This is a genomic window from Legionella sp. MW5194 (assembly GCF_016864235.1).
Lineage (GTDB): Bacteria > Pseudomonadota > Gammaproteobacteria > Legionellales > Legionellaceae > Legionella_C.
Window position 1 is genome coordinate 2,450,920 of record NZ_CP045732.1, and the last position, 21,043, is coordinate 2,471,962.

Consider the following 21,043-nt stretch of genomic DNA (forward strand, 5'->3'; position numbering starts at 1 on the left):
GATTAAATAACCCCTAATTCCTTACCCACTTTTCCAAAGGCTTCGATGGCTTTATCCAGATGCGCGATGTCATGGGCTGCGGACATTTGGGTGCGGATTCTTGCTTTGCCTTTCGGCACGACCGGGTAGGAAAAGCCGACGACATAAATGCCTTCCTTAAGCAGGCGCGCAGCCATCTCACCCGCCAGGGCAGCATCGCCCAGCATGACCGGGATAATGGGGTGTTCGCCGGGTACCAGGGTAAAACCAAGCTGACTCATTCCGTCGCGGAAATAACGGGCGTTGCGTTTTAGCTTGTTGGCCAAATCCTGATTGGCCGAAAGCAGTTCCAGCACCTTGATGGACGTGTCGGCAATGACTGGCGCCAGGGTATTGGAAAACAGGTAGGGTCGTGAACGCTGACGCAGCCAGTCGACAATGACGGCATTCGCGCTGGTGTAGCCGCCGGACGCGCCGCCCAAGGCTTTTCCGAGCGTACCGGTGACAATGTCAATGCGGTCAGCCACGCCGCAATACTCCGGCGTGCCGCGTCCAGTCTCGCCCATGAAACCGACGGCATGGGAATCGTCGACCATCACCATGGCATCGTAACGATCCGCCAATTCACAGATGGCCTGCAGATTCGCAATAATGCCATCCATTGAAAAGACCCCGTCGGTCGCAATCAGACGGAAACGTGCGTTTTGGGCCTCAATCAGTTTGGCTTCCAGATCACGCATATCGTTGTTTTCATAGCGGTAACGGGCGGCCTTGCATAAACGAATGCCATCAATGATGCTGGCATGATTCAATGCGTCGCTGATAATGGCATCTTCCGGGCCAAGCAGGGTTTCAAACAACCCGGTATTGGCATCAAAACAGGACGAGTAAAGAATAGTGTCTTCCTTGCCAAGGAACCGGCTGATGGCATGCTCAAGTTGTTTATGCGGGGTTTGGGTGCCGCAGATAAAACGCACGGAGGCCATGCCATAGCCGTATTTTTCCAAGGCCTTTTGACCTTCGGCTATCAAATGCGGATGATTGGCCAACCCCAGGTAATTGTTGGCACATAAGTTAATGACTTCTCTGTCTTGTACTTCAACGGCTGCCTGCTGCTGACTGCTGATCACACGTTCTGATTTGTACAAACCTTCTTTTTTAAGCGTATCAAGCTCGGATTGCAGGTATTCAGTAAATTGTTCAAGCACAACACTCTCCCAAGTTTAAAAAATTGAGAAATGATAGCAAATTTTAGACAAACTCACCATGAAATCAAGCGGAATTTGTTCACAAACAACACGCATACTACTGAAGGCGCTGAGCTTAAACCCTCTGGCTCAGGCTGTTTAGCCGTCTTGTCCAATCGGGCCGTACTCTGCGGTCTATTAAAATGAAGAGTCCTTCATTCGGTCATTTTGCCGTTTCATTTTTATTTCAATAGTATAACGGCAGGCAAATGCCAGTTTAATGTCAAAAACTACTTAATAATTCAAATAGACACTTGAACCATCGCACCTTGCCGCAATTCTTGCTAAAATGTCTGCAACGCTTTAACCTAAACAGCTAAGGTAATGGTAAGTACTGATGAGCAGCCAAAACGCACGAATTAATATGGTCAAACAGCAGCTTCGTACAGGCGACGTCCTTGAAGAAGCCATTCTCGATCTTTTTGACATGTTTTCGCGACACGAGTTCGTGCCGCCAGCCATGAAAGAATTCGCCTATTCCGATATGCAGATACCGCTGGCTCACGGGCAAAAAATGATGACCCCGCTGGAAGAGGGTACTCTGCTGCAGGCATTAGCCCTCGATGGCCACGAAACCGTCCTGGAAGTGGGAACGGGTTCCGGATACCTCACAGCCCTGCTAAGCCGCCTTTGCCAAAAGGTCATTAGTGTGGATTATTATGCCGATTTGACTAACGACGCCCGCGCAAAACTTGAAAAGTACCATTGCCATAATGTTGAGCTCATCACCGGCGATGGCAGCCGCGGCTGGTTGGATAAAGCCCCGTATGATGTTGTCCTGCTGACCGGTGCAGTTGACGCGGTGACCGAAACACATCGCCTCCAGGTGTTACCGGGCGGCAAACTCTTTGCCATTGTTGGCCGGGCTCCGGTCATGCAGGGCCGTCTGTACACGCTGGATCATCAGGGCAACTGGTCGGATCGATTATTGTTTGAAACCAATCTTCCGCCATTAATTGACAAATTAAAACCCAAAGAATTTGTTTTCTAGGACGCTGAACGCATGAAGAAAAAATTACTTTTATGCTTGACGTTGGTTACCGGTATCACTCAAACCGTTTACGCCACGGATTTGATGGATATCTACCAGCAGGCTCTGGAGAATGATCCAACCTTTAAAGAAGCATACAGTACTTACATGTCCAGCAGCGAGGCCATTCCGCAGGCACGCGCCGCGCTGTATCCTCAGGTGACCGTTGGCGGCACAACGGGCCGAAACGTTCAGGATGTGACGACCGTGACCCGCATTCAGGAAACCTTTAACAGCAATCAATGGACGGTAACCGCCTCCCAGGCGGTATTCAATTATCAGGCCTGGTCGCGTGTGCAGCAGGCCAAAGCGTCTGTTAAAGCAGCGCAGGCCACGTTTAATGATGCAGCTCAAGACCTGATTGTACGTACGGCCAAAGCCTATTTTGATGTTCTGTTTGCCAAGGACACGCTGAATTTTGCTGAAGCCAAAAAACGCGCCAACAAACGCCAGCTTGAGCAGGCGGAGCAACGGTTTAAAGTCGGTCTCGATGCCATTACCTCCGTCTATGAAGCGAAAGCCGCTTACGACCAATCCGTCGCCGAAGTCATTTCCGCACGCAACAATCAGATCAATCAGAACGAGAATCTACGAAAATTAACCAACCACGTGTACGAATTTTTAGCCCCTCTGCGTGACAGCCGTATTCCATTAATAAGACCGGAACCGGACAATGTGGATGAATGGGTGGATACCGGCCTCAAACAGAATTACCGGCTCTTTTCTGCCAAATTCGGCCTACAGGCTGCCCATGAAAACATTCGGGCCAATGCAGCAGGCGCCTGGCCTACGCTCGCAATTCAGAGCAATGCCCTTCAAACCCATAACAGCGGCGGTTCAACGTCTTTCTTTGTGCCGCAACGCCAAACGACAGCCAATGTCGCCCTGGCACTGAATTTTCCAGTTTTTCAAGGTGGTCTTGTTCAATCGCAAACCCGTCAGGCTCAATACGATTATCAAACCTCGAGTGAGCAACTGGAGCAGACTTACCGTGACGTGGTGGTCAACAGCCGCATTGCTTTTAACACCATCGTCGATGGCATCAGCAAAGTGAAGGCTGACCGCCAGACTGTGATCTCTCAACAAAATTCGCTGGAAAGCACCGAAGCCCAATTCCAGGTAGGAACACGAACCATGGTGGACGTTGTTAACGCTCAACAACGCCTGTTTGAGGCTCAGGAGCAATTAGCCCGGGATCAATACAATCTGATTAATGCCATGCTGCAGCTTAAGTACCTGGCTGGCACGCTGAATGTAAATGATCTGGAGGAAATCAATTCCTGGCTCTCCACTCCCCGTGTTGCCGGCTTCCCACCGTCACAAACGGTTCCAGATACCCACCATTAGTTTATGATTAGGTTGTTAAATGATGTCCTCCACTCCGTCTCAAGTTGAAAAAAAATTATTGCATTACACAGGCAAGGCTATTGCTGATTTTAATATGATCCAACGCGGTGATCGCGTGATGGTCTGCCTGTCAGGCGGTAAGGATTCCTTCACGCTGCTGACCCTGCTGCATACCCTGCGCAAACGCTCAAACAATAAATTTGATGTCTTTGCTTTTACCCTTGATCAGGCCCAGCCTGGCTGGGATGACAGCCGCCTGCGCCAATGGCTTGCTGACAGGAACATTCCGCACGAAATCCTTACCCGCGACACGTACAGCATCGTCAAGGAAAAAATACCTGAAGGGAAAACCTATTGTTCACTGTGTTCGCGTTTAAGACGAGGAATTATTTACCGTTACGCGGAAGAGCAGGGTTACACCAAAATTGCGCTCGGCCATCATCGTGATGATTTAATCCGCACGTTGCTGATGTCCATTCTTTACAATGGCGATACACGCTCCATGCCGCCCAAATTGTTAAGCGACAATAAAAAGCACATTGTTATCCGCCCCCTTTGTTATGTGCAGGAACGCGACATCATCACCTTTGCCAAAGAGCAGGCTTACCCCATTATCCCCTGCAACCTGTGCGGTTCTCAGGAAAATTTAATGCGCAAGCGGGTAGGCAGGCTGATTGATGAGCTGGCTGAAGAAAATCCCAAAGTACCCAGTAATATTCTGCACGCCTTGCAAAGCATCAAGCCCAGCCAACTGATGGATCAGGATTTGTGGCAGTTTAAACACCTGGAGAAAGAATTAGTCACTGGCGCGGCAAGAGACACAGAGGCTGTTTTTTCTCATGATGAACTCCCGAGCGAAGAAGAGGTTGAAACGGCGCTTTAAGCATGACAACCGTTGTTTTTCCCTGTAACCTTGTTTGTTGAAGTGTTATTCTTGTGTAAAGAAATTTTTCTTTACTGTAAAGTTCTTTAATCATACACTTCGGATTATTTTGAGCTAATTTGACGAGGTTTAAGCATATGACTGACGCAATGACAAACGGCCTGCGCAAGTTACGCGTATACAAAAGCAGACATCTCAAGTTTGATTTTGTTGCAGCAATTGTTGTCTTTCTGGTCGCTGTTCCTTTATGTCTTGGGATTGCTCTGGCTTCAGGAGCCCCTCTTTTTTCCGGTATTTTAAGCGGTATCATCGGCGGCATTGTCGTAGGCTCTTTAAGCGGCTCGCAGGTCAGTGTCAGCGGGCCGGCCGCCGGTATGGCTGCTGTCGTGTTGACCGCTATTTCGCAACTGGGCGATTTTAATACCTTTCTCCTGGCCCTGACCTTGGCCGGGATTTTACAAATCATCGTTGGCGGCCTGCGCGCGGGGCTTGTCGCGGATTATGTGCCGTCCAATGTCGTGCAGGGCTTATTGTGTGCCATTGGTATTCTGCTCATCATCAAGCAACTGCCCTTAACCTTTACCCACTCCACGGACTTGACTGAGTTAAAGGCACACTTGCTTGAAACTACCGAAGGCTTTAACTTAAATCCGTTTTACGATTTGTCGTATCATATTAATTACGGAGCCTGTCTGATTTCCTTAATTTCCTTTGCCATTCTGATTTTTTTCGATAAGACAAAACTTAAGTTACTGCAAAATGTACCCGCACCGATTATTGTCGTGGCCGCCGGCATCCTCATCAATGAATTGTTCAATCTGACCCAGTCATCCCTGGTGCAAGATAACCCGCACCTGGTTAACATTCCTCATACCAACGGCTACACGAACCTCTTTAGCCAGTTTACTTTTCCTGACTGGACGTCCTGGAAAAACCCCAAAGTCTACCTGTATGCCTTTGTCATCGCCATTGTCGCGTCTTTAGAAAGTCTTTTGAACGTCAAGGCGGGGGAAAGGCTGGATAAAAAACACCGTTATTGCTCCAAGGATCAGGAATTGATTGCTCAGGGTGCGGGTAATTTAGTTGCAGGCCTGGTGGGCGGCATCCCCGTTACTTCGGTTATTGTCAGAACGTCGGTTAACATTCAAGCGGGCGCCCGCTCGAAATTGTCCACCATTTTTCACGGTTTTTTTCTTCTTTTTGCAGTGGTGTTAATCCCTGAATTACTCAACAAAATCCCCTTGTCATCCCTCGCTGTCATTCTGATTTTCACCGGTTATAAATTAACCAAGCCGGCCATCTACCGTCAGATTTATGCTCAAGGAATGGACCGATTCATTCCATTTATTGCCACCGTGTTCAGCATTGTGGTGTTCAACCTGTTGGCCGGCATCATGATCGGCTTGGCAGTGAGCCTTTATTACATTCTCAAATCCAACAGCCAGGCACGCCTTGACATCGTCAAGGAATTTTATCCCAATGGCGTCACCAGCCGTCTTATCCTGCCCCAGCAGATAAGCTTCCTTAACAAAGCCTCGCTGATTGCCGAATTAGACTCCATCCCACGCAATTCACAATTGATTATTGATGCACGTCATTCCACCTACATCGACAAGGAAATCATTGAGCTCATCAAGGAATTTCAACAGGAACAGGCTCCTTTGAAGCAAATCTCCCTGAATTTGACTGGCTTTAAAGATCATTACGACATTCATAATTACATTGACTTTATTAATGTCACGACCTATGACGTGCAAAGCAACCTTTCACCCGCCGAAGTGCTGGTGGTGTTGCGGGAAGGCAATCAGCGTTTCTTAAGCGATACCCGCATCCATCGTACCACCAAGATTGACATTCAATACACAGCCAAGACCCAGCACCCCATTGCCGTCGTTCTAGGCTGCATTGATTCACGTGTTCCCGTGGAAACCATTTTTGACATGAGCTTTGGCGACTTATTCTGTATTCGCATTGCCGGCAATGTCATTAATAATGATATTTTAGCCAGCATGGAATACGCCTGTAATGTCGTGGGTGCGAAACTCATTGTTGTCCTGGGCCACACCCGCTGCGGGGCAATTCAGTCCGCCTGCGATGGTGTTAAGAAAGGCCATATTACGGAATTACTCGATAAAATTAAACCCGCTGTGGAGGCAGAGTCGGGTACCAGCGAACACCGAAACGGCCAAAACAGTGAATTCGTAAGGCACGTGACGACGTTAAACATCGCCAATACCCTGCAACAGGTCTACACGCGCAGCGACATCCTGCGCGGCATGATTGATGAAGACAGCATTGCTCTGATTGGCGCTGTGTATGATGTCGAAAGTGGCCGAGTCCAGTTTGACGATTTTGGTACTGAGTTATTGCAGCTCAGCCACAAGTCAGGTCCCGTCCTTGGTGAGAAAATTAAACAATTACTTCACGATGCGGACACTGCCCATGCTAGAGAAACGCAGGAACATCACGCGTCATCGCCTCAACCCACGACTTAATCTTGGGCTGCAAAAAGCGGCCCGGATGATAATAAAGAAAGACTGCAATAATGGGCAGCCTCTGCTCAGGCAATACCTCAAGCAACTGCCCTTCTGCCAACTGTTGAGCCACTTGATAATGATGCAAAAACGCAAGACCCATCCCGCTCACGGCTAAAGCCGCCATGGTGGCCGCGTCATTAACGTACACAGCCGGTTCAAAAACCACGGTTTCGCCACCGGGAAAAGTCCAACTGCCATTCGGCGTCCTCATTTTATGAGTAATAAAACGATGCGGCTTTAAATCCTCAATCCGCTTCGGATGACCGTATTGCTGTAAGTAATGCGGTGAAGCGCACAACACATAGCGTGTGGTGGTGATTTTTTTCTGCACCGCATTGGAGGCCACGGCAGTTGACATGCCAAACACCACATCCAGACCTTCCTGAAGAAGATGCGGTACTTCTTCCGCAATCTGCAAATCAAGGCGTACGTTGGGGTATTGCTGACTAAAGGAGGGCATACGGGGTAAAATGATGTGCTCAGCAAAATAGCGCGAACTCATGACCCGCAATAACCCCTCGGGTTGTGATTTGTATCCGGCAATCAGGTTATTTGATTGCTCAAGCGCCAGAAGAACAGCCTGTGCCTCGCCATAATAGGCTTCCCCGATGACCGTTAAGGCCACTTTACGCGTGGTTCGTTCAAACAGAGTCACCCCCAGGGTGTCTTCGAGCGAGGTAATCTGTTTACTGACTGCCGCCGGTGAAATACCCAGCGCATTGGCCGCCGCATGGAAGCTGCGGTATTCGGCCACCTTGCAAAAAGTCTGCATTAGCAGTAGGGTGTTCATTCATTTTCTCCGTGGCTAGGGTTATTGCCTGTGGGAGTATATAATGACCGTTTTTAAATTAATCGTCATCAGGAGTTGCTATGCGTGTGTCGCAATGGTATTTAAACACCCTAAGGGAAACCCCGAACGATGCAGAAATTGTCTCTCATCAACTAATGCTTAGAGCCGGCCTCATCCGCAAACTGGGATCAGGACTCTACACCTGGATGCCGCTTGGTTTAAAGGTCATGCGCAAAGTTGAACAAATTGTGCGTGAAGAAATGAATCGCAGCAACGCCATGGAAGTATTGATGCCCGCCATTCAACCCGCCGAACTCTGGCAGGAAACCGGGCGATGGGATACCTTTGGCGGCCTGTTGTTAACCATGACAGACAGCAACGGTCGGGATTATTGCTATGGCCCGACACACGAAGAAGTCATCACCGACATCATGCGCAACGAATTGCGCTCTTACAAGCAGTTACCGGTCAATTTTTACCAGATTCAAACCAAATTCCGCGATGAAATCAGGCCGCGATTCGGGGTGATGCGCGCGCGCGAATTCATTATGAAGGATGCTTATTCATTCCACTTGACGCAGGAATCTCTACAACAGACTTACGATGACATGTATTTTGCCTATTGCCGAATTTTTGATCGGCTTGGTTTGAAGTATCGCGCGGTTGAAGCTGACACTGGCGCCATTGGCGGCTCCGCGTCGCACGAATTTCAGGTGCTTGCGGATTCCGGTGAAGATTTAATTTTTTACAGTGATCAGAGCGACTATGCGGCCAACGTCGAACAAGCGACCAGTTTAATACCCGACCCTGTACGGCATCCACACTCGGAAGCCCTTCGTCTGGTGGATACCGTGGGCAAAAAGACCATTGACGAGGTGGCGACCCTGCTTGGCATTCAACCGGAAGACATGGTAAAAACTTTAATTGTTGAAGGCCATGACCATCCGCTGGTGGCCCTGGTGCTGCGCGGCAATGATGAATTGAATGAAATCAAAGCGGCCAAGCACCCCCTGGTTAAATCGCCGCTTCGCTTTGCTGATGATGAAACCATTAAAAAACAATTGAAAGCCCCGGTTGGATCTTTGGGACCGATTAATCTATCCATCCCCGTCATTGTGGATCATCACGCGTTTGCCCTGCCCTCGTTTGCCTGTGGTGCGAATCATGCCGACAAGCATTACCTCAATGCCTCCTGGGCGCGTGATGCCGAGTCGATTGAAACGTTTGATTTGCGCAACGTCAAAGAAGGCGATTTAAGTCCCGATGGTAAAGGCCGCCTGCGCGCCTGCCGCGGCATTGAAGTCGGTCATGTGTTCCAGTTGGGTGACAAATACGCGAAAGCGATGAAAGCAGCGGTATTGAATGAAGAAGGGCAATTACAGACCATGATCATGGGCTGTTACGGACTTGGCGTGTCCCGTGTAGTCGCCGCTGCCATCGAACAACACCATGACGAACGCGGTATCATTTGGCCGCCCTCCATGGCCCCTTTTCAACTGGTCCTTATCCCGGTCAATGCTAACCGATCTGAACAGGTTCGTGAAACTGCGGAGAAATTGTACGAGGAGTTTAAAGCAAAAGGGGTTGATGTCTTACTGGATGACCGCAACGAGCGACCCGGCGTTTTGTTTGCCGACAGCGACTTAATGGGTATTCCACACCGTTTAGTCATCAGTGAACGTCACCTGCAGGACGAATCGGTGGAATACAAGGCCCGCAACAGTGAAACCATTTCCACCATTAAATTGCAGGATTTGCCTGCGTTCATTACGCAATTAATCAGTCACTGATTACCCTGCCGTACCGAACTCCCGGTACGGCTTGATGTTTTATTTTCATTTTTTTGGGGCTTATTTTACACTATTGATTCATCATCCGGGTTTAAATTCTCATATACTTTAACTAACCCTATTACTACCTTAAGAGCAACCATGCCACCCCGCTTGCATCCGCTTTTCCCAACACTTGATGAAGTAGAGAAAAATCCGGACCTTGCTTACTCGGATCATCTACCCATCCTGACCCAGGTTCCATTGGCCAGAGGCAAAAAACCCTTGACTATGATCTCGCTTAATATTCTTGGGACTTCAGCGTGTTCGGGTATTCATGCCAAAAACACGAAAGAAGATACAGCCAAACGTCATCAGCGGATTATTACCGGTTTAGCCAAGGGGATAAAAAAGCACAAGGCGGAGGTTCTATTCCTGCAGGAAGCCGGTGAGTCGGTTGTCGAGGATTTACGCGCAGCACTTGGGGACGACTGGGAGATCAAGGCTGAGTTTAACACCGGGCTGGTCACATGCTACTCCAAAAAACGTTTTGAAGAACTGTCGACTCAATTGGATCGTAAAATGAGAATACGTTCAGTGAGAGTTAAAGATAAGGATAACAAAGGGTTAACCCTTGATTTTCACAATACCTGGGGTATTTACAGTGCTTTTCCTGACGGTCACGAGAAGGCATACGGCACGCTGTTAACGGATACAAAAAGTGAGGTGTCCATTATTCTCGGTGACACCAACTCTCGTCTAGCCCCCCTTGATGATGCCCCACGCAATATCATAACCGGCGTGATACCCAACGAACTGAATCAACCTTATGGGCTACCGCCCGATGCCCAGAATGGGGACCATCCAGACGGTGGATTCTATCGCGATGCCACCGGTATCCATCAATTAGAAACCCACGTGCTTGATTTTGAATCAGGCAATGTGGTTGTCGATTCGCGCCCTATCGACGAAATCAAGCCTCATCTTGAATTCCGCATGATCATGTGTCTCGATGACAGCTACAAAAAGAGTAAGGAAATCAATGATGAAACGATCTTTGACTATGAACAGAACTTACGCCAGCAATTAGGAAAACCAGACATTTTAGTGCGTATGGCCGCTGACACATTCAATCACAAAGCCATTGCCATTCGTTTTCCTCGATACACTGTCGGTCAGCAATCCTTGCCTTGCAACGATTTTACCTTTATTAAAACCACACTGCCTGACTGTCAATTCCAAACCATTGAAGATCAAGGGCAGCGTTTTGACTGTGTCTTTGTGCCTCTCGCTCAGGCCGATACCCTTCATGCAACGATACAGGCCATTTCTCTTCCGGCCCAAACTAAAAAAATGGAAGCACTGGAAGCCATAAGCAGACGGATCGCTGAACTTGGTCAGTGGCATCAGCACCTCTTGCTGGATCCCTCGGCCAAGATTGAAAGCTTAAACGCCTTGCATACCAAAATTCAAAACGCAGACATTACCTCTCTGGATGGCATTCGCGGCCTGGTTGAGCAATGGGAAAAAGAAAAGTCCACGTTAGAAATAAATGGCAAAAAAATAGACAATGGTGCGTTGATGAGCATGCATCGTAATCGCTTTTTCTCGTCTCATCGCCCGGATACCAGCACCAAAAGCGCCGAATTATTGCAAAGCATTAAGAAATGATCGGTTTCCGGTAGAAGTGGTGACTGCTTCAATGCCTCTTAACACTTTAAATCTGCAACACACTGGCTAACAATTGCCGCGTATACGCCTGCTGTGGGTGCTTAAAGATCGCTTCGCAGGATCCTTCTTCCACGCAGCGGCCCTTACGCATGACCATGACGTCATCGGCCATGTAGGACACCACGGCCATGTTATGAGTAATAAACAAATAAGCCATGCCCAACTCCTGCTGCAACTCTTTGAGCAGATTTAAAATCTGAGCCTGAACTGAGACATCGAGCGCACTGGTAGGCTCGTCACAGATGACAATGTCAGGTTCAGTGGCTAATGCGCGGGCGATGCAGATGCGTTGCCGCTGACCGCCTGAAAATTGATGAGGGTAACGATCCAGACTTTGTTGCGGTAAATTCACCCGCTCCAGTAACCAATGCTGCCTCTCTGCAATTCGTTTAGCCGCCATCCCCTGAGCCTGCATGCCCTCGGCAATAATTTCCCCGACCGTCATGCGCGGGTTCATGGACGAAAACGGATCCTGAAAGACTATCTGTACCTTTTTACGGTAATCGCGTAACGCCTTGCCCCGCAGCGTCCTGATATTCTGATCACGGTAAACGATTTCCCCTGATGTAATCGGCAACAGTCGCAACAAGGCACGGCTCGCCGTTGTTTTACCGCAACCGGATTCACCCACCAAGGCCAGGGTTTTACCGCGGCGCAAGGTCAGTGACAGATCATCGACAGCATGAAGCACCTGACCTTTATGAAAAAGGCGCTTGCCCAGAATAAAGTCGACACGGAGATTTTCAGCCCGAAGAATCACCTCATCAGTCACCGCCTGTTTTTCCCAGCGTTGTCGCACCTCCTGAAGCGGCGGCGGCTCATGGTGCTCAGGATACAGGTGGCAACGCACCAATCGCTGATCCACTTCCTGCAGGACAGGTTCAATGGCATCACAAGGGGCAAAACGATGAGCACAACGCGGGTGAAAACGGCAGCCGGCGGGCATGGCATCGAGAGTCGGTACACTTCCCGCAATCGTCTGTAACCGATGCCCCCGCTTATTAAACTCCGGTAAAGAAGCAAACAACTGCTGCGAATAAGGGTGTTTAATCTGGCTAAAAAACTCATCAACCGTGGCTTGTTCAACCAATTGCCCCGCATACATCACACTCACACGATCCGCCACGGCCTTCACCACGCTCAAATCGTGGGTGATGAGCAGCATGCTCATCTGATGCTCCTGTTGAAGTTTTTTAAGCAATTGCAGGATCTGCGCCTGGATAGTGACATCAAGCGCGGTTGTGGGTTCGTCAGCGATCAGGATTTCAGGATGATTAGCCAGTGCCATGGCAATGACAACCCGTTGCTTTTGTCCGCCCGACAATTGATGAGGGTATTGGTTTAAGCGTAACTCGGGTTCTGGAATTTCGACTTCTTTTAACAGGGACACCATGCGTTTTTGCAAGGACGCATGGTTTAATTTTTTATTACTTTGCGCAAGGGCTTCAGCCAATTGTTCCCCTATTTTCAGTACCGGATTTAACGCCGTCATCGGTTCCTGAAAAATGATCGCCAATCGTCGCCCCCGTAACTGCCGCATCATGGATTCCGGCAGCCTTAGCAAATCCTCTCCCTGAACCTGCACCTCGCTGTCCTGACCATACACCCCATAAGACGGCAACAGGCGCATAAGTGCCAGCGACGTTAAGGATTTGCCGCAACCTGACTCACCAAGCAGAGCCATGGTCTCGCCCGGCATTAAATTAAAACTGATGTCATCGACCGCCGTTATGGTCGTTTCAGCCGTCTCAAAACCAACACGAAGATGTTTAATTTCAGCAGTTTGCGACATAGAAAATCAGCATAGAAAGAGAGCTTCCACTCTAGCAAGAGAATGTGTCAGACAGCAACAGGTCTTTTAAAAAATCACGGGCGCTCAAACGGCAGGAGAGTGGCCATTCGGTCATGAATCACCTCTGCCATGGCCACAAGGCAACGCCGCTTGGCGCTACTGCCGCGCCAGAATAACGCAATGCAGCGAGACGCGGTGGGGTTGGCGAAAGGCAGAATTTTTAATTCGTTCTCGGCAACACCCCGCACCGCCAGCGCCGGCATCAGGGTGACGCCCCGGCCTGCCTGCACCATGAGCCGCAGGGTTTCAAGGCTTGTGGCGGTAAAATCAACCGTGGTTTCTGCTTTGACGGTCTGGCAAATCGACATGGCCTGCTCACGCAGGCAATGCCCTTCTTCAAGAAGCATGATGGGCTGTCCGGCCAATTGCTCAAGTTGGACAGGCCGTCCGGCGGGTAAAGGGTAATCGGGGGAACAGGCAAAATAAAAGGGTTCCTCGAAAAGCACATGATGCTCGAAATCCCCAGGCACTGGCAAAGCCATGATGGCGGCATCCAGCGTCCCTTCCTGCAGGCGTTGTACTAAATGATGGGTTTTATCCTCAATCAGCCAGATTTTTAATTTAGGGAAATGGCTTTGAATACCCGGCATAATAAGCGGCAACAGGTAAGGCGCCACTGTAGGAATAGCGCCCAGATGCAATTCACCGGCGAAGGGGTCGCGTGCGGCATTAGCCATCTCTTTCATTTCGGCAACCTGCGAGAGAATAGCCTTAGCCCGCCCAAGCAGCGAACGGCCAGAATCGGTGAGCATTACCCGCTTGTTATCGCGTTCAAACAACTGCACGCCCAACTCGTCCTCCAGCTTCTTAATCTGCATGCTTAACGTCGGCTGGCTGACAAAACATTGCCTTGCGGCTTCGCCAAAATGCTCAATTTTGGCTAAAACCACAAAATACTGCAGATCACGTAAGTTCATATTTCCTCGTAAACATTGCTCGATGCCAAGTTAGGGGGTATATTCAGCACTTTTTTAATCTGAATTGAGATTAATGTCTTCTCTTAGTATACCGCTTTCCCTCTCGACCCGGCGCATTTTAATCTGGCTGGTAGGGGTTTCCTTTGTATTGTTTCAATTTTTTCTGCAATTGTCATCGGGGGTCATCATCGGTGCCATCATGGTGGAAATGAAGCTCTCCGCCCTCATGGCCGGTTTCTTGAGCAGTTCGTTTTACTATGTTTACACCAGCCTGCAGATACCGGTCGGCATTCTTTTTGACCGGGCTAACCCTCGCTTCCTTTTAACCGTCAATGCCCTGCTCTGCAGCCTTGGGTGCTTTCTTTTCGCTCATAGCGAACATTTATGGGCACTGGTTTTGAGCCGTCTGATGATTGGCGCCGGCTCTTCCTTTGCTTTTGTGGGGCTTTCCCATTTGCTGCGCGAGCATTTCCCAATCCGGCAATTTGCCTTCATGATTGGCCTTTCAGAAACCTTGGGCTTTTTAATGACCATGCTTGGCATGATCTGCCTTGGGGGACTGATTACGCATTGGGGCTGGCGCTTTTTTGTTAACTGCGCAGGCACTGGCGGGATAGTGATTGCATTCTGCTGCTGGCAGCTTATTCCACCGAAACCTCGGCAAGCCATGCGGTTGTCCCAACTGAAACCGCTGCTTTTCATTCTTAAATCACCCAAAGCCTGGTTTAATGGGTTGTTTGTCGGGTTAAGCTTTACGGTCATCACTGTTTTTGGAGCATTGTGGGCTATTCCGTTTTTACAAATTAAATTGAATCTAACCCTTAAGGAAGCCAGTCTGGTTGATGCTTTTGTTTTTCTTGGCGCGGCGGTGAGCTGCCCGCTTTTCGGCTACCTGGCCGGTTATTTTCATCGCCGAACCCCCCTCATGTTGTTTTCCTGCCTGTCAACCGCCGTCTTTTTACTCATTGCCCTGTTCATGCCCATTCAGTCTTCAGTGAGCATGGCATGGCTTCTGTTTTTGATTGGTGTCTGCTGCGGCGCTTACATGCTGTCTTATTCGATTGCCAATGAATTGGCCCCACAGAACACCTTATCCACCTGCACAGGCTTTACCAATACCCTGGCGATGTTAACTGCGCCCTTACTGCAACCGCTGGTGGGGTATTTTCTTGATTTTCTCCGCGGCAGCCGCGAGACCTACACCCTGGCTGATTATCAATGGGCCTTGGTCATTGTACCCTTCGGCCTAATCATAGCCGCAGGACTTTCGTTGTTACTCCCGGATAAAAACGGGGTCTAAGCCGTTTTTTGAGGAAGTGAGGCCGGGATTTGCCCGATATCTTGCAGGCTGATAGCGCAAAAGCCAGGTTTTACCCCTTTCACCAGACCAGCCACCAATTGATGGCGATTATCGAGTTGCTCCAGCATGTCCTTCAGCGTTAAAGTCAGCTTTGGCGAAGGAATATGAATAACCCATAAGCCGCTTTTGTCTTTTTTGACTGTCACAAATTGCGACACCGGCACGGCAGCGCCTTCTTCATTGCGAAAACCAGCCACTGCACCGCGCAGGGCATCGGCTTCTTTCAGATTGACCGCGTAAAATCCGCCGCCGTCATTGAATTCACACAACACCGCGGTCATGGGATGGCCAAGGGTTTGCGGCTTACTAACCCACACTTGCCTGAACCAGGCTTTTTTCGCCGTGACGAACTGTTCCTGATTGTTTTCACCGGTTTGTAAATGACCGTTTAAACGACCTGTCTGATTAATCAGCAATTCAATGCCGTTACGAATATCTTGTTGCCTGGAATAATTGGTACCGGAAAGCCCCAGCATGTCCACTTTGAAATTAAAGCCTCTGTCTTTCCCCTTGACCCCGAAAATCCAGCTGTTATTGATGGCATTAAAGCGCAGAAACGCCTTGCCTACCCGCCATTGGCTGCTTTCAGGCTCGTCAATTACGCTGTCGCTTTGCTCATGCAGCACCAGTTCGCCAGTCTGGGCATCGACTAAAATCGCCTGGGCATGGAATTGCTGGTCATTACGTTGCAACTCAAAGTAGTAATTGTAGCGATCGCCGCTTTCATTGGTCACGGCGCCGGAAAACACCCAGTCAGCCTGTTTGGCGCTTAAGGAGAGAATATTGGCCACCGGCGCCTCGGGCGCTGCGGCTTCCTCCGGCTTGGGTGCGGCCGTCTTGTCGCTTGGGAATGCGGCGGTCATGAATAACCCAAGAAGCAGGAATCCATAAAATTTAACATGTCTCATGTGGAAATTAACCCTTTTAATTGTTCTTGTGACCACAAGGCTTGCCAGAATATATCAGGTAAGGTGGCTTCAACCGGTAAGACATACCAGCCTTCCCTTGCGAAAGAATGGCATTTCACCGCATCCTTTTCAGTCATAATGACCGATGATTCGGAGAATTGTAGCTCATTTGCGGTAAAAAAGTGATGATCAGGGAAAGAATATTGCTGAAAAATCAAGCCCATTTGTTGCAGAGTCGAAAAGAAGCGCTGCGGGTTGCCAATGGCGGCCATGGCGGCGATGGGCAGGGTGAGCTCCTCTTTTGCAACGGGCCGTCTGGAAACCAGGTGGGTTAAGGCACCGGGCGTCAGCGTCATGGGGTAGGCATCAGGCCAGCTTCCCTGATTAACGACCACAAGCTGGGCTTTCTTGAGTCGGCCTGGCGGCTCACGCAAAGGCCCTGCCGGCAGACACCAGCCGTTACCCAAACCGCGCTGGCCATCGATGACTGCGATTTCAATGGCGCGCCCCATGGCATAATGCTGCAAACCGTCATCGCTTACAATCACCTGCGGGTGGTGGTGTTGCAGCAGGTAACGAACGGCTTCAACCCGTTTCGGGGCAATCACGACAGGACACCCGGCTTTTTGTCGAATGAGCAGGGGCTCATCCCCTACCTCTGCCGCTGTGTTGTTGGGTGTCACTTCATGAGGGAAAGCAGTCAGGCGAGCACCGTAACCGCGACTGACAATGCCGACTTTGATGCCTTTGTCCTGTAATTGCCGGGCTATGGCAATCACTAACGGGGTTTTACCTACGCCCCCGACGGAAAGATTCCCCACAACGATGACAGGAACCTGAAACCGCTGCTGGCGAAACCGTTGCAAAAAAAAGCGGCGGCAGGCACTGGCCGCTTGATAAAGCCAGGCGAAGGGAACCAGTAACCAGTAGGCTCTGTAGCCTCCATACCACAGTTTTTCAAGCATGGCCGGCATTAAGTCACCCTGTCTTCGTGCGCATGATGCAATGTCTGCGCACGATAGAGTTGCGCATAATGACCATTGCGTTCGAGCAGTTCCTGGTGCGTCCCCTGTTCCACAATACGGCCTTTATCCAATACCACGATTTTGTGCGCACGCTGAATGGTGGACAGGCGATGGGCGATAACCAGCGTGGTGCGGTTTTTCATGACATGCTCCAGCGCGGACTGAATCGCCTGCTCCGACTGGCTGTCGAGCGCGGAAGTAGCCTCATCAAGAATGAGTATGGGCGCGTTTTTTAAAATGGCCCGGGCAATGGCCAGACGCTGACGCTGGCCGCCTGAAAGCAGAAAGCCATTTTCGCCCACCCGCGTGTCATACCCGTCCGGCAGGCGCTGAATAAATTCATCGGCAAAGGCCAGTCTGGCCGCCGCCACAATGTCATCACGGCTCACATCAAAACGGCCGTAGGCAATGTTATTGGCCAGGGTGTCGTTGAATAAGGTCACATGCTGGCTGACCAGAGCCATCTGCTCACGCAGGCTGCTCAGCTTCAACTGATGGATGGGTTCGCCATCCAGGCAGATCTGTCCCTCTGTCACTTCATAAAAGCGAGGCAGGAGGCTCGCCAACGTGGTTTTACCGCTGCCGGAATGACCCACCAGCGCCACGGTCTGGCCCGCCGGGATAAGGAGATTGATGTTATTGAGAATCACCTGCCCCTGGCGGTAGGCAAAACCCACCTTCTCAAACCGTATTTCACCCTGTGCTCTTGACGTCAATGCCCTGCCTTGCTCTGTCTCAACCGGACTGTCTAACATGGCAAAGACGCTCTCAGCACCGGCGAGTCCCTTTTGAATGGTGGCATTGAGCGTGGTCAGGGTTTTCATCGGCTTGATTAATTGCAGCATGGCCGCGATTATCGCCACAAACGAGCCCGCAGAAATGGGGATAACCGCCGCCAGATGAATGGCTGTATACAGAATGGCAGTAATGCCAATCGCCAGCACAAATTGCACACCCGACACATTGATGGCCTTGCTGACGGCCACTTTCATGTCATTGACCCGTGAGGCTTCGGTGGCACGATTGAATTTGGCCATTTCATACGCTTCACCGCCAAAAATACGCACCACCCGATACCCGTCAATCGCCTCACTGGCAATTTCAGTCACTTCCCCCATGGATTTCTGCACTCTGTGACTGATACGCCTGACCCGCTTGTTGGTGTAATTGACAATCAGCCCCACAAAAGGCACGGTGAGCAGGAACATCAGGGAAAATTGCCAGCAAATGACCATCATCACGGTTAAAAGCCCGACGACTAAAAACGCGTTTTGAATAAAATCAGTGAGCGCATCGGCACTGACCTGGGCCACCTGCTCGACATTGTAGAGAATTTTGGATAGAAGCTGACCCGAGGTGGCTTCATCGTAATAATCAGCCGGCAAACGGATAATATGAGCAAATACCCGCTGCCTTAAGACCTGCACGACGGATCGGGATACCCAGGTCATGCAATAGCTGCCAAGCGAACTGACCACGGCCCGTGATAAAACCCCCAGCAGAACGAGTAGAGGGATTTTTTGAACAAACGCCATATCCACATTGATAAAACTTTTATCAAGGAAAGGACGCATGAGGTAGGTAAAGGTGGCGTCGATGCCTGAGTATAAAATGTTTGCAATAATCCCCAGCGCCAACACCATCCAATAGGGTTTAACATAAGTCAGGAGGCGGCGGTACAAGGCTTTGGAACTGGCAGGCGCTTGATTATTCATGGAGATGGGCTGTTTTTGACCTTAAAAAAGCCAAATTGTACCCTTAAACCCGAGCCTGCGCCAAGTATTCCACGGTTTTATCGCCATTAGCCCCTTTTTTTCAAGCGATTATGGATATCCGTTGCCGCAATGGCTCCTTGTCCTTGCGCGACCACCAGTTGATTTAAACCGGCCGTAATATCCCCTGCTGCATACAAGCCCGGAACAGCAGTCTGCTGGTGCCGGTTGACCAGCAGATCACCTTTGTCTTCACGTGCACCGAGCTCAAGGGCCAGTTTATTCTGCTGAATGGTGCCCAGGGCCGCGTAGAGCGTGTCAATATGGAGGATTTGTTCCGCTTGAATCGCAATGGAACGGCGCTCGAAATCAAAATGAATGTCAGGCTGAGACAACAGCCGGATACCTGCCTGCCTCATGCGCCGTTTGTCGTAGTCTGTCAGTACGGCGTTTTTTTGCGTGAGCACCAGCACGTCGGACGAGTAATGACGCACAAACAGGGCTTCGTTCAATCCTTTCCTATCCCGAACAATCACACCAATGCGTTTGTTTTTGACTTCATAGGCATCGCAAACAGGGCAATAGCGCAATAATCCTTCGGCAATGGCTTTTTCCGTATGCGGCAAATCAGGGCTGATATCGATAACCCCGGTCGCTAAAAGAACTGTGCTGGCGAGGTAGCAGGCACTGTCTGTAAAGACCTCAAATGACCCGGCCTTCTTTTTGAGTTGCCTCACTTTGTCGGTTGTAACCGTGGTTTCATAGCAGGCCAGTTGCGCTTTCAATAACGCCAGTAAGCTGACGCCCGCTACCCCCCCTGCAAACGCCGGGTAGTTATGAGAAACAGGAATCAGGGCCGCCCGGCTTTCGCCGCTGTCAAACAGTTTAAAATGCCGGCGAAAGCGGGCTAAATAGAGTGCTGCCGTTAAACCCGCCGGCCCGCCGCCTATGATTACGCAATCATAACAATCCCTGTTTTGTTTCACGATGGCTATCCTCGTTATTGTATGAGTATAGCCCCCATACAAGGCTATTCCCAGCCGGGAGCTCCATGCGCCTGCTCCATACCGATGGTGAGCGTGTCCAGTTCAAAATAACAGCCGGCAACCAGAAGATGGACCTTGAGATTGGTGATATAGCCAAGATCCTTTTCGCGGCAGGCCTGACTTTCCTTACGTTCGCGTCCATCGATTAACACCACCGTGCCCTGGCCGTGACACCAGGCTTTTCCATTGTCTAACAGCAGTGCCGTGTTTTCTTCAAGTCCTATCCCGATGTCATTGGCATTGCCACTCACCGCATGCGCCAAACGGGCAAAACGTCCTCGCTGGATGAAATGGGTATCAATGATGCACCCATTCATGAAATCCAGGCCGTCAGCCAGTTTCAGGTATTCATCCACCTGTGCCTCAGAATTACTCCCCTCCTTGATCATTTTTTCAGGCAGCATCATCGCACCTGCACTGGTACCAATAACCAGGAATTCGCGTTTGGTTTTGCAGCTTTTTTTAATCTCATTAATCAGGGGCGTACGCTGTAAAATTTCGATTATTTTAGCTTGATCTCCGCCAGAAAAAAACACGCTTTCAGCAGATTTTATTCGTTCAATATTTTCATTATTTTCAGCATCATCCCTGTTCTCAATAATCATAAAATCAGCATGCAAATCGGGGAATTTTTTAAAAATATCCTGGTATTTTTTAATGGTTTCATCAAAATCTTTCCCGCCCGCAATAATGAATTCAAGACGATTTGGCTTGTTCTGACAAATGACATCTGTCAGTAGATGGTAATTATCAGACTCGAGAATTCCCGGCTTTTTTTCTTCATGAGTCTCCGCTCCGCCCAAAATTAAAATTCGTCCATTTGGCTTCATGATCCTTCCTTATATTTTCATAACCAGTTAAAAACAATAATAAAAAAAAGTAAATATGAAATAATTTTATTTTTTCAAAA

Annotated in this window: 16 protein-coding genes; 7 read left to right on the plus strand and 9 right to left on the minus strand. The window is 49.7% G+C overall.

What is annotated here, in order from left to right:
• Positions 1 to 2: 2 nt before the first annotated feature.
• Entirely contained in the window at positions 3 to 1,187 is a 1,185-nt protein-coding gene (locus GH742_RS11255; RefSeq protein WP_203455046.1) for a glycine C-acetyltransferase, read from the minus strand.
• Positions 1,188 to 1,563: 376 nt separating this feature from the next.
• On the opposite strand from GH742_RS11255, the gene GH742_RS11260 reads away from it, so the two are divergent.
• The 4 genes from GH742_RS11260 to GH742_RS11275 all read left to right on the plus strand — a co-directional run bounded on the left by GH742_RS11260 (position 1,564) and on the right by GH742_RS11275 (position 6,981).
• A complete protein-coding gene (locus GH742_RS11260; protein WP_203455047.1) occupies positions 1,564 to 2,217 on the plus strand; it encodes a protein-L-isoaspartate O-methyltransferase in 654 nt (217 codons plus the stop codon).
• A gap of 12 nt (positions 2,218 to 2,229) precedes the next feature.
• The gene (locus tag GH742_RS11265; RefSeq protein WP_203455048.1) at positions 2,230 to 3,603 is read left to right on the plus strand and encodes a TolC family outer membrane protein; all 1,374 of its coding nucleotides are present in this window, start codon (positions 2,230 to 2,232) and stop codon (positions 3,601 to 3,603) included.
• A 22-nt stretch (positions 3,604 to 3,625) separates the two neighbouring features.
• On the plus strand, positions 3,626 to 4,486 hold the full coding sequence (gene ttcA / locus GH742_RS11270) for a tRNA 2-thiocytidine(32) synthetase TtcA (RefSeq protein ID WP_203456928.1): 861 nt from the start codon (positions 3,626 to 3,628) through the stop codon (positions 4,484 to 4,486).
• A gap of 137 nt (positions 4,487 to 4,623) precedes the next feature.
• The gene (locus GH742_RS11275; RefSeq protein WP_203455049.1) at positions 4,624 to 6,981 is read left to right on the plus strand and encodes a bifunctional SulP family inorganic anion transporter/carbonic anhydrase; all 2,358 of its coding nucleotides are present in this window, start codon (positions 4,624 to 4,626) and stop codon (positions 6,979 to 6,981) included.
• Here GH742_RS11275 and GH742_RS11280 read toward each other — a convergent pair.
• On the minus strand, positions 6,932 to 7,813 hold the full coding sequence (locus GH742_RS11280; RefSeq protein WP_203455050.1) for a LysR family transcriptional regulator: 882 nt from the start codon (positions 7,811 to 7,813) through the stop codon (positions 6,932 to 6,934). The two genes, GH742_RS11275 and GH742_RS11280, sit on opposite strands and share 50 nt — an antisense overlap.
• Positions 7,814 to 7,893: 80 nt before the next feature.
• On the opposite strand from GH742_RS11280, the gene GH742_RS11285 reads away from it, so the two are divergent.
• Together GH742_RS11285 and GH742_RS11290 are read left to right on the plus strand one after the other, a co-directional pair.
• Positions 7,894 to 9,603 (plus strand): proline--tRNA ligase, encoded by a 1,710-nt coding sequence (locus GH742_RS11285; protein ID WP_203455051.1) that lies wholly within the window; start codon positions 7,894 to 7,896, stop codon positions 9,601 to 9,603.
• Positions 9,604 to 9,744: 141 nt separating this feature from the next.
• Entirely contained in the window at positions 9,745 to 11,253 is a 1,509-nt protein-coding gene (locus GH742_RS11290; RefSeq protein ID WP_203455052.1) for an endonuclease/exonuclease/phosphatase family protein, read from the plus strand.
• 46 nt (positions 11,254 to 11,299) lie between these two features.
• Here GH742_RS11290 and GH742_RS11295 read toward each other — a convergent pair whose 3' ends face one another.
• Together GH742_RS11295 and GH742_RS11300 are read right to left on the minus strand one after the other, a co-directional pair.
• Positions 11,300 to 13,105, minus strand: a complete 1,806-nt coding sequence (locus GH742_RS11295; RefSeq protein WP_203455053.1) for an ABC transporter ATP-binding protein — start codon at positions 13,103 to 13,105, stop codon at positions 11,300 to 11,302.
• A gap of 74 nt (positions 13,106 to 13,179) precedes the next feature.
• Entirely contained in the window at positions 13,180 to 14,082 is a 903-nt protein-coding gene (locus GH742_RS11300) for a LysR substrate-binding domain-containing protein (RefSeq protein ID WP_203455054.1), read from the minus strand.
• A gap of 73 nt (positions 14,083 to 14,155) precedes the next feature.
• On the opposite strand from GH742_RS11300, the gene GH742_RS11305 reads away from it, so the two are divergent.
• Complete coding sequence (locus GH742_RS11305; RefSeq protein ID WP_203455055.1) at positions 14,156 to 15,382, plus strand: MFS transporter; 1,227 nt, start codon at positions 14,156 to 14,158, stop codon at positions 15,380 to 15,382.
• Here the strand turns inward: GH742_RS11305 and GH742_RS11310 are convergent.
• The 5 genes from GH742_RS11310 to GH742_RS11330 form a co-directional block, all read right to left on the minus strand.
• Positions 15,379 to 16,350, minus strand: a complete 972-nt coding sequence (locus GH742_RS11310) for a hypothetical protein (RefSeq protein WP_203455056.1) — start codon at positions 16,348 to 16,350, stop codon at positions 15,379 to 15,381. The two genes, GH742_RS11305 and GH742_RS11310, sit on opposite strands and share 4 nt — an antisense overlap.
• Positions 16,347 to 17,324 carry a tetraacyldisaccharide 4'-kinase gene (gene lpxK / locus GH742_RS11315; protein ID WP_203455057.1) on the minus strand — a complete coding sequence of 326 codons (978 nt, stop codon included), beginning with the start codon at positions 17,322 to 17,324 and terminating at the stop codon, positions 16,347 to 16,349. The genes GH742_RS11310 and lpxK overlap by 4 nt, the downstream gene beginning before the upstream one ends.
• Positions 17,324 to 19,090 (minus strand): lipid A export permease/ATP-binding protein MsbA, encoded by a 1,767-nt coding sequence (msbA, locus tag GH742_RS11320; RefSeq protein ID WP_203455058.1) that lies wholly within the window; start codon positions 19,088 to 19,090, stop codon positions 17,324 to 17,326. The genes lpxK and msbA overlap by 1 nt, the downstream gene beginning before the upstream one ends.
• Positions 19,091 to 19,176: 86 nt before the next feature.
• Complete coding sequence (locus GH742_RS11325; protein WP_203455059.1) at positions 19,177 to 20,073, minus strand: NAD(P)/FAD-dependent oxidoreductase; 897 nt, start codon at positions 20,071 to 20,073, stop codon at positions 19,177 to 19,179.
• Between the two features lie 44 nt (positions 20,074 to 20,117).
• Complete coding sequence (locus tag GH742_RS11330) at positions 20,118 to 20,963, minus strand: cyanophycinase (protein ID WP_203455060.1); 846 nt, start codon at positions 20,961 to 20,963, stop codon at positions 20,118 to 20,120.
• Between the last annotated feature and the right edge of the window lie 80 nt (positions 20,964 to 21,043).